The organism is Pseudomonas fluorescens (assembly GCF_902497745.1).
GTDB lineage: Bacteria > Pseudomonadota > Gammaproteobacteria > Pseudomonadales > Pseudomonadaceae > Aquipseudomonas > Aquipseudomonas fluorescens_BM.
Window position 1 is genome coordinate 224,881 of record NZ_CABVHJ010000010.1, and the last position, 9,499, is coordinate 234,379.

The following is a 9,499-nucleotide window of genomic DNA, read 5'->3' on the forward strand; positions in this document are numbered from 1 at the left end:
GTTCTGCTGTGCGTAAAAATCCTGTTGTTGGTTATGCAGGTGGAAGCAAAAAAGAAGAGTTTGAATTTCTAGAAGTTGTCATCGCTCGGTTGAATAAAATCCGACCTGATATTCGTTTTGAGTTTATTGGCGGGTTTTCGGATGGTCTGCGCGAGTTGAATAACGTTCAATGGTTTCCAGGTTTTAATGATTATGCAAAATTCCTGGCGTTCAAAGTCTCCAGGGGCTGGACTGTAGGTCTTGCTCCGTTGATGGATAGCGAGTTTAATGCATCAAAAACCAATAATAAATTCCGCGAATATGCTGGCTGCAATATAGCTGGCTTATATAGTAAAACCAGCCCCTATGTTGAGTGTGTGCGCTCCGGTGAGTCTGGTTTGCTGGTCAAAAACAGTCCAGATGATTGGGTGGAAGCAATTATTCGGATGGTAGATGATCAATCGTTGTGTGAAAGGATTAAAGCCGAAGCTTTTTCTTTTGTAGATTCGAACTACTCTCACGAGGTCATCGCCCCGGTATGGAAGGCTGCAATTGATTCAATACCCGGTATGCCGCCGCTGAAGAACTTTGGTTCCGCTCAATTTAGATTCTTTAAGTATTATCGTTTGATTGGCTTTACAGATGCAGCGCAAGAGGATTCTAAATTCTCCTCAATGTTTAGGGCTGTCTTAAGACGAAAAGTAAGGTCGCTGTTAAATCGCGTATCGACGGGGCATTTACTTATTGTATCTGTCTTAATAGTGCTCTGTCTGGCAAATTTTTTTACGCTAATGGCTAAGTTGCTTTGAGCGTGATAGTAGTCGCATTTATAGTGAGCGGCTTTCGAATAAGGTTTTTTTCTCGTGTGCTTGATTTAATCATTTGGCTGTTAAAAAAAACAGCGGTGGTTTATTCAGATAGTTGTCTTCGATGTCTTAGTTTATATAGGGTTTGAGAGATTTCAGTGAAGATGCGTTTGCAGTCGGGTTTTATATGACTAGTCAGCTTTCAGTTTCATCGGTTTGCGCCGTAATTATCACATATCATCCAGAACTTGAGAGTCTGAAGGTTTTAGTTAATTCTTTAGCGCCGCAGGTGGAGAGCATCGTTATTGTTGATAATGGCTCTTCTGAGTCATTGAGCAATTTTGCAGTTGCTCAGTCTCATATTGAGAACCTGTCGGTTTTGAGCCTTGGCGAGAACTTTGGTATCGGCTATGCGCAAAATGTTGGAATAGAGTATGCGCAAAAAGCTGGGGTTAAATATGTAGCTTTATTTGATCAGGATAGCTGTCCAGAGCAAGGGATGATTTCAACACTATGCGCTGCTGCTGCTGATATCCAGTCGGCCGGTGTGAAGCTTGCTGCCGTTGCGCCTTGTTATAAGGATACTCAGGGTGGGGTATTATCCACCTTCGTTCGTGTGGGCGTATTTGGATTCAAGCGAATTGCTCTGGTCTCAGACGGTAGGCCCATTGAAGCGGATTTTTTGATCTCATCTGGCTCTCTTATTCCTATTTCAACTATAACTGATATCGGAGGAGTGGATGCCAGCCTTTTTATCGATCATGTTGACACAGAATGGTGTTTTCGTGCGAAAGCGAGAGGCTATAAACTGTATGGAATATCAAATGCCATTATGTTGCATTCCTTAGGTGATCATAGAATAAGGTTTTGGTTTCTCCGCTGGAGAACTGTTCCTTATCATTCACCTTTTCGCTATTACTATATGTTCAGGAATAGTTTGTTGCTACAGCGTAGGTCCTACATGCCATTCAATTGGAAGATGGCGGATTTTTGTCGCTGTATCAGAGCCGCTTTGTTTTTTGGTATCTTCTCCTCTTCCAGAATAAGCTGCTTGGCGATGATGATAAAAGGGATAAAGGATGGCATCGCGGGGGTCACAGGTAAACTTCAATGAGCATCTGAATGAGGTGAGCGATCTTTCACGAACTAGGTAGATTATTATTCCCAAGCAAATCATCGACGGAAGTGTTTGAGTTTGAGCTGAAAACGACGTAAGTTGTTTTTGTGAGCGCCGCTTTAGTTGTGGTTTCAGACAATTTTTTTGAGTGGAAGCGCGGAAGCCTTGTGTGTTCCGGGCTGCCTAGCCTGGGGGCCGATTTGTCTGGCTGCTTGCCGAAGTGAATCGCATATGCCATTAGTCTCCGTCTTGCTTCCTACTTATAATCGAAACGCATTAAATTATTTGCGCAATGCAATAATGAGTGTGCTGTCGCAAGACATGCGGGATTTAGAACTTTTTGTCATTGATGACGGATCCGTTGATGGGTCGGAAGTAACTATCGCAGAGATCGCGGCTCAAGATTCACGTGTCAACCATATTCGGACCCAAATCAATATTGGCCTGCCCGCCCTTACCTGTTTTCCGGCTTTTAAAATGAGCAAGGGAGAGTTCATTGCTTGGCAGTTTGATGACTGTGAGTGGAAGCGAGATCTTCTAAGTTCGTTATTGGAAGTTGCACGAATACACCCTGCCTCGGGAATGATTTACGGTCAGGCTCAAGTGAATTCAGAGCGCTTTACAAGGATACTTGGTCAGTCGTTCAGTCAGGAATTATTACAGCAGAGAAATATAATTCCCAATTGTTCTGTACTAATACGCCGTCAGGTATTTGCAAGTGTTGGCTGGTTTGATCCAAGCGTTATCTTGAAGCGAATGTGCGACTATGACATGTGGGTACGTATAGGTACTCAATACAAAATCGAGTTTCTTGAGAAGGTACTTGCGGTCGAAAAAGGACCCTCCCTCCCTGACTCGTTGGGTAATAGTGTCACATTTATTCCGTCACTTGCTAACGCTTATCGTAAACAAGATCGTACAAAGTACCTGAATATCAAAAACTTTAAAGCGTGGACGCCCTTTGCTTCTTGTGACTGGATGGATGATGTCCAGAGGGAACAACTAGCTCAATTGGTATTTGAACATTTCCTTAGAACGGGAAATCATCACGACGGAATTTCAAAAGTCATTGGGCTACTTCCGGCCAGGTTTGAAATGGTAAAGGGCGAGAGTTCCCGTCCCGCAGAACGTGTTTTGTTATGGTACGTTGACAGGCTCAATAAAATGCACCAGCGAAGAGAGTTAGAGATTCAGTCTTATATAGACGCGAAAGAAAAGCATATTGCTGAGCAGCTTGTTTATATCGAGCGACAATGCCAATTGATTTCGGATTTGGAGCGTGGAAAAGAGGAAGGGCACATTTCCATTGATCGACCTCGGAACGATCTTTCTAGCTAGGTTGTCTGGTTCTTGGTATCCAGTATAATCTTGACTTCATGTTTTCATTTGGAGATGGCAGGTAATGACGAAAAGTGTTTGCGAGTCTGGTTCTGGGCTTCCCTCGGTGTTGCTTTGGGGGGGGAAAAGTAAGGCTAGAATCGTAGAGGAAATGCTCAAGGAAAGTGATGCTGGTGAGGTAGGCATCATATTTGATAATACTCTTGAAGCGCCGGCATTTGAAACATCAGCAATGTTTATCAATGATGTTGCAATACTAAAGGCCAATCTTTCTCGCGTGACTCACTATGTTGTGTGTATCTCGGGTGCTCACGGATATGCAAGGGTAAAAACGGCAGAGTATCTGGAGCGACTGGGTCTTATACCCATCACCCTTATTCACGAGAGAAGTTTTGTCGAGCCGACATCCTCCGTTGGAGTCGGTTGCCAGATCATGCCTGGGGCAGTAGTACATAAATTTTCTAAAATTGGAATACACACATTCATTAATACCAATGCAACCATTGATCATGAATGCAATATCGGTGACGGCGTACATGTGATGGGAAATGCGGCTATCACAGGTATGATCGAAATTGGAGACTACGCCACAATCGGAACTAACGCGACTGTTCTTCCCTTTGTCAAAATCGGTATTGGCGCTTTTGTTGGAGCGGGGGCTGTAGTGACTAAGGATGTAGAGCCATACGCAGTCGTTGCGGGGGTTCCTGCGAAAACACTTCGGAAAAATGAGCTTCAATTTTATGAGGATATACTTTTAGAATTGGTCCGTTAATCGTTACATCGCTGGTGAAAAATGCTGGTGGTGTGGGGTAGGCATTATTTTTGCCGAACAGAGGACAGCTGGTTGGCGTTTTGAGCACCGATCCTATTGCAGGTCTTCCCAGCATTTTTCAGGGGCGTTGGTGAGAACGGCAAGGTGGGATAGTCTGGCTGTTGGCTCTATACTGCCTGACGGTAGGGCGATGAGGCACTGGAAGAAAAGATGATACTTGGGAGGTCGTTTCGCCGACAAGAAGCGCCTCATCCTATCGTTAAGCCGAAGCAAGGCGAGGGCCATAAGAATGATCGATGATGTAAGAGCTCGGTTGCTGGGACTGCCGCGACGGAAGAAAAGGCTGCTGCAAGTGATTACCGACGTGTTGCTGGTGTGGGTGGCATTGTGGCTTTCATTCATCGTTCGTCTCGGGATTGATGATTTATATAACCCGGTCATCGCTCATTTCTGGCTATTTATCAGCGCTCCCCTCATTGCTATTCCGTTATTCATTCGTTTTGGCATGTATCGTGCAGTGATGCGCTATTTCGGCAACGACGCACTTGTTGCGATTGTAAAAGCGGTCAGCCTTTCATCGTTGCTACTGGCAGTGGTCGTTTTTTGGTACAGCAATCATGAAGCGGTTGTGCCTCGATCCATCATCTTCAATTATTGGTGGCTCAGCCTCGTCATTATTGGTGGATTGCGCTTGTTTATGCGCCAGTATTTTATGGGTGACTGGTTTCACGGGGCGCAGCATGTGCCCTTCACCAGTCGCGACGACGGACTCACCAAGGTCGCAGTCTACGGTGCCGGGGGCGCAGGAAACCAGTTGGTTGCGGCGCTGCGGATGGGGAGAGCCATGCGCCCGGTCGCTTTTATTGATGATGATCCAGGCATTGCTGATCGTTCTATTGCCGGCTTGCATGTATACAAGCCCAAACATATTCAGCAGATGATTGATGAAAGTGGCGCCCAGGAAATTCTATTGGCTCTTCCATCTTCAACACGCTCGCGCCGCCGTGAAATTCTCACTTTGCTGGAACAGTTTCCTCTGCATATTCGTAGCGTTCCAAACTTCGGTGATCTGGCCAGTGGTCGGGTCAAGGTTGAGGATATTCAAGAGGTCGATATCGCTGACCTGCTGGGGCGTGATTCAGTACCAGCTCATCCTGAACTACTTGAACGGTGTATAAAAGGTAAAACGGTAATGGTAACCGGTGCTGGTGGATCTATCGGTTCAGAGTTGTGCCGACAGATCTTTGCCCTAGGTCCGATCACCCTGATTCTGTTCGAGCATAGCGAATTCAATCTCTACAGCATTCTTTCAGAACTGGAACAGCGTAGTAGCAGAGAGTCGGTATCTGTTCGATTGCTTCCGATTCTCGGTTCCATTCGTCATCAGCACAAGTTGCTGGATGTCATGCGCACCTGGAGTGTGGACACGGTCTATCACGCTGCGGCGTACAAACATGTGCCGATGGTCGAACACAATATTGCGGAAGGGGTGCTGAACAACGTAATAGGTACCCTCAACACTGCGCAGGCTGCTTTGCAGGCAGGTGTATCCAGTTTCGTTTTGATTTCCACGGATAAGGCCGTTCGCCCGACCAATGTCATGGGAAGCACCAAGCGCCTTGCGGAATTGACACTTCAGGCCTTGAGTCGTGAACTGGCGCCGGTTTTATTTGGCGACAAAGCTAATGTATCTCGTGTCAATAAAACGCGTTTTACCATGGTTCGTTTTGGCAACGTATTGGGCTCATCCGGTTCTGTTATTCCACTGTTCCACAACCAGATTAAATCAGGCGGGCCATTGACGGTAACCCATCCAAAAATCACTCGATATTTCATGACTATTCCCGAAGCCGCACAGTTGGTGATTCAAGCAGGTTCTATGGGACTGGGTGGCGATGTCTTCGTTCTCGACATGGGGGAACCGGTAAGAATCGTCGAACTCGCAGAAAAGATGATTCATCTGTCCGGTTTGAGCGTGCGTTCAGAAAAAAACCCCGAAGGGGATATCGCAATCGAATTCACTGGGCTGCGACCCGGAGAGAAGCTTTATGAGGAATTATTGATCGGCGATAAAGTTTCGGCGACCACTCATCCGATGATAATGAGCGCCAATGAAGACCATTTGCCTTGGGAGACCCTCAAGGGGCGGTTGAGCGAACTGCTGGGGGCGGTTGAGCAAGATGATTATAGCCGCGTTCGGCAGATGCTGCGGGAGACGGTGAGCGGCTACACACCAGACGGGGAAATCGTTGACTGGATCTACCAGCAGCGTCGACTTGAACCCTGATTGTTTCACATTCAGTAACGAACGCATTTTTGACAGGCTCCATTTGTCGCCTAAATTTGGGGGAGCAGCTTCGGAAAGCTGTTTCCTAAATCTATGACATGGAGTTCTCCTATGCGTACTGGCTATTTCTATTCCCTGGTTTTTGCTCTGTTGAGCAGTGCCTCCATTGCCGTGATTGCCGCGGAATCGGTTGTCTTGCAGACAGGCAAGGTACCTGTTGTATCGGACATTCGCCAAGTCTCACAGACCGACAAAATTGATCTCAACAAAGCAGATGCTGCAACGCTACAGCGCGAACTGTCTGGTGTAGGGGAGGCCAAGGCGAGCGCAATTGTTGCGTATCGTGAAACGAATGGTCCGTTTGCTTCGGTTGATGAGTTATTGGAAGTGAAAGGCATTGGTAAGGCAATCCTGGATCGCAACCGCGAGAAGCTGGAAACAAACTAACCTGAAGGTTTTTCGCTTGGAGGCCGGTCTGTGACCGGCCTTTTTGCTTTTTAATTCCTGCATTGGCGGGTTAAATTAAAGCTCTCATATTGCTTGTGAAAATTATCCTACAATAAAATATAGTGCGATTAATGCGGTCTCTCAGATCTCGGGAGCACTGTAGATAACTCTGTCCAATTTCGAGGTAAGGCACTTGTCACGGAGCCTCATCAGGCATCGGTGCAGTGTACGCGCAACGTTTGGCCGCACTCGGTTTTGATTAGTTATTGGTTGCGCGAGATCAGCGTCTACTGGACGAGGCTGCGGGCCGGATTGGCGATGATTGCAAGACTCAGGTCGAAGTCCTTAAAGGAGATTTTATACAAAAGGAAGATTTCCTTCGGTTGGACCAGCGCCTGGGCAATGATGCTCTTAAGTAGGCTTGGCGCTGAATAATGCCGGCGTAGCGATGAACGGCTCAAGGCTAAAGCTGACTCTCATCAACTGGAGCAATTGATTCAATTGAACGTCTCAGCAGTTTATACGATTGGCATCAGCTGCTGCGAGTTTTACCCGTGAGGGCCGGGGAACGATCATTAATATCGCCTCCGTGGTTGCGCTAATCCCTGAGCGATTCAATGCGAAATATAGTGCCAGCAAGGCAAGCGCGTCGAACCTAAGCCAGTGGTCAGGTGCTTAGTAGAAGGGAGCGGAGTACGAACTCAGGCTATATTGCCGGGCGTAACGCGAACTGAAATCTGGGAACGCTCGGGTAGATGCCTCTTTAATTCCAGAGCACACGATTATGGGGGCGGGGGGAGACGGTCGATGCTGCGCTGGCAGCACTCGAAATGGGAGAATTGGTCACCATCTCTTCCCTGTCGGACGTTGCCGATTCGGACGCATTTGTTGCAATTGGAGGCGATCAAGGCTTTTACTCGGCGATCAGGGACAGATTGCGGTAACGATTAACCAAATCGGCAACAGTGAATTTGCCAAGGGCAGCGGGGGTGGGGGCGTCGAAGTTATCTTCAAGCTTTTGGCTATTCGTGACCAGATTGCGCCTGCTACCCTTAATCTCGATAACCTGATATCACCGCGGGTGGATTGGATATCTTTCACGTTCAGGCTCGGCCGATGGCAACTAAATAAGCCTTGCCCCACGGGTTTGGATTCGGTGGATTCAATGCAAGTGTGTTGTTCAAGCGTTGGCACGGCTAGATCTGTGATTCATTCAGAAACGTACGCGTGATGTTGAGAATTTGTTGAGCGAGCTCGGGATTTTTGACGCTACGCGAGAGCAACAGCGCTCCAACCAATGCGGACATGATAATGATACTGCGATCTTTGCTATTTTCGCCATCAAGCGTCTTTTGAATTTGTTCAAGTCGAGCGTTGAGAACGGCGTCGGAGGTTGGGCTGGGGTTACCGCGCATACCAAGTTCAGCAGACATTGTGGGCAGTGGGCAACCCTCATGTGGTGACGTCTGGTGCCACTGCGACAGATAGGTATTGATAAAGGCTTCTAGGGGGCGTTCCTGGGCAAACAGCTCCTTACAAACGAGATCAACTTCACTGCTTGCCGCCAAAAGTGCTTTTTCCACTAACTCGTCTTTTGACTCGAAATGCGAATAGAAGCCGCCGTGAGTCAGGCCCAGCGCCTTCATTAGAGGTTGCAAGCCCGTTGCACCGATGCCGTCGCGACGAAAGCGCACCGATGCTTCCTTGATGATGCGTTGATGGGTTTGAGCTTTATGGTCCTGCGAGTAACGCATCTGATTTCTCCACAACAATGCTGCATATTACCTAATGAACATCGAATAGTGACTACACTTCTACTTCTAAAAAAAATTCAGATGCTTTCAATTGAGTACAAATAGGTAGGCGGCGTTTTCCGACATCGATCAGCTATGGGCTGTCTATCATCACGGCCGTTGAGGCGCGTCGCTGGCCAATTTGATGCAAAACTACTGACGTTTTGCGATTTTCGGCATAAGCCTATATTTTTTGGGGAGGGGGCGAATTTGCGCTGGAGCAGACGACGCTGGAGGCGCCCACAAAGCAACAAGCAGGAGGAGGGAAATTGGAGCAAAAAGTGCAGACGCGCGCTGCTGCAGAGCAGCGCAATTCAGCACTGCAGTATCACTTGGTACGCGTTAGCGGTCTTGCGCGTCCTTCGCATCCATCTCCGCATTACGTTCCGTGACGCGTTTGCGTTGCTCGTCGGTCAGCTCGACTTTGTTGGCTGTGTCTCGCAGCATCATTAGGCCGCCAACGATCGAACCGATGGCAACGACCAGAATCAACCATGCATACCAGGGCATACGGTACTCCTTGAGTGGCAGAGAGGGAGGTGTGGCCTAGCGATTGTACGTATCTCTATGAGTGATCTGCTGTCGCAGTGGTTCCATTCTACCTCGCTTGAGGTGGGCCAAGCACTCCATTCACTACGAGAACGTAACGAATGAGGGTTTACGGGGAGGGAAAGCGTGCTTGGCTCAACCCGTCTGCAGGCTAGACCATGAGGTGGAACCTATGACAAAACGCAACATTCTCATGATATTATCAATCAACGTAATACATCTAAATAAGGATTCAAATGGATTTCCCAGTTCATGGTGATGCAGATTCATACAGGATAATTGGCCAGTCGTGCGCCGATTTTATTACTGGTTCCGGAGAGGGTGTTACAGGCACCTGCTATAATGCGGTCCGGCCGATAGGGATTATGGTTTACAATGCTATTCCTTTTCTATTAACGAAAGATGCGC

General features: G+C 47.6%; 8 protein-coding genes and 1 pseudogene. 7 read left to right on the plus strand and 2 right to left on the minus strand.

Annotated features, from left to right (window positions below; genetic code table 11):
• The 7 genes and pseudogenes from F8N44_RS17655 to F8N44_RS17685 form a co-directional block, all read left to right on the plus strand.
• On the plus strand, nucleotides 1-788 hold a 788-nt coding region (locus F8N44_RS17655), incomplete at its 5' end, for a glycosyltransferase (RefSeq protein ID WP_191630907.1).
• Between the two features lie 184 nt (nucleotides 789-972).
• Complete coding sequence (locus tag F8N44_RS17660; RefSeq protein WP_150651179.1) at nucleotides 973-1,899, plus strand: glycosyltransferase family 2 protein; 927 nt, start codon at nucleotides 973-975, stop codon at nucleotides 1,897-1,899.
• A 234-nt stretch (nucleotides 1,900-2,133) separates the two neighbouring features.
• The gene (locus F8N44_RS17665) at nucleotides 2,134-3,240 is read left to right on the plus strand and encodes a glycosyltransferase family 2 protein (RefSeq protein WP_150651180.1); all 1,107 of its coding nucleotides are present in this window, start codon (nucleotides 2,134-2,136) and stop codon (nucleotides 3,238-3,240) included.
• A gap of 64 nt (nucleotides 3,241-3,304) precedes the next feature.
• Nucleotides 3,305-4,015, plus strand: coding sequence for a NeuD/PglB/VioB family sugar acetyltransferase (locus tag F8N44_RS17670; protein ID WP_150651181.1), 711 nt, complete (start codon nucleotides 3,305-3,307; stop codon nucleotides 4,013-4,015).
• Nucleotides 4,016-4,304: 289 nt separating this feature from the next.
• On the plus strand, nucleotides 4,305-6,302 hold the full coding sequence (locus tag F8N44_RS17675; RefSeq protein WP_191630908.1) for a polysaccharide biosynthesis protein: 1,998 nt from the start codon (nucleotides 4,305-4,307) through the stop codon (nucleotides 6,300-6,302).
• Between the two features lie 111 nt (nucleotides 6,303-6,413).
• Nucleotides 6,414-6,749, plus strand: a complete 336-nt coding sequence (locus tag F8N44_RS17680; protein ID WP_150651182.1) for a ComEA family DNA-binding protein — start codon at nucleotides 6,414-6,416, stop codon at nucleotides 6,747-6,749.
• A 165-nt stretch (nucleotides 6,750-6,914) separates the two neighbouring features.
• A pseudogene (locus tag F8N44_RS17685) lies at nucleotides 6,915-7,693 on the plus strand (SDR family NAD(P)-dependent oxidoreductase); the annotation flags it as partial.
• 252 nt (nucleotides 7,694-7,945) lie between these two features.
• On the opposite strand, the gene F8N44_RS17695 reads toward F8N44_RS17685, so the two are convergent.
• Both F8N44_RS17695 and F8N44_RS17700 read right to left on the minus strand, forming a co-directional pair.
• Nucleotides 7,946-8,503, minus strand: a complete 558-nt coding sequence (locus F8N44_RS17695) for a TetR/AcrR family transcriptional regulator (protein WP_150651183.1) — start codon at nucleotides 8,501-8,503, stop codon at nucleotides 7,946-7,948.
• A gap of 381 nt (nucleotides 8,504-8,884) precedes the next feature.
• Complete coding sequence (locus F8N44_RS17700; protein ID WP_150651184.1) at nucleotides 8,885-9,052, minus strand: DUF2897 family protein; 168 nt, start codon at nucleotides 9,050-9,052, stop codon at nucleotides 8,885-8,887.
• Nucleotides 9,053-9,499: the final 447 nt, after the last annotated feature.

Coding starts and splice junctions, on each gene's coding strand:
- F8N44_RS17660 (WP_150651179.1), top strand. CDS start 973: ATGACTAGTCAGCTTTCAGTTTCATCGGTTTGCGCCGTAATTATCACA.
- F8N44_RS17665 (WP_150651180.1), top strand. CDS start 2,134: ATGCCATTAGTCTCCGTCTTGCTTCCTACTTATAATCGAAACGCATTA.
- F8N44_RS17670 (WP_150651181.1), top strand. CDS start 3,305: ATGACGAAAAGTGTTTGCGAGTCTGGTTCTGGGCTTCCCTCGGTGTTG.
- F8N44_RS17675 (WP_191630908.1), top strand. CDS start 4,305: ATGATCGATGATGTAAGAGCTCGGTTGCTGGGACTGCCGCGACGGAAG.
- F8N44_RS17680 (WP_150651182.1), top strand. CDS start 6,414: ATGCGTACTGGCTATTTCTATTCCCTGGTTTTTGCTCTGTTGAGCAGT.
- F8N44_RS17695 (WP_150651183.1), bottom strand. CDS start 8,503: ATGCGTTACTCGCAGGACCATAAAGCTCAAACCCATCAACGCATCATC.
- F8N44_RS17700 (WP_150651184.1), bottom strand. CDS start 9,052: ATGCCCTGGTATGCATGGTTGATTCTGGTCGTTGCCATCGGTTCGATC.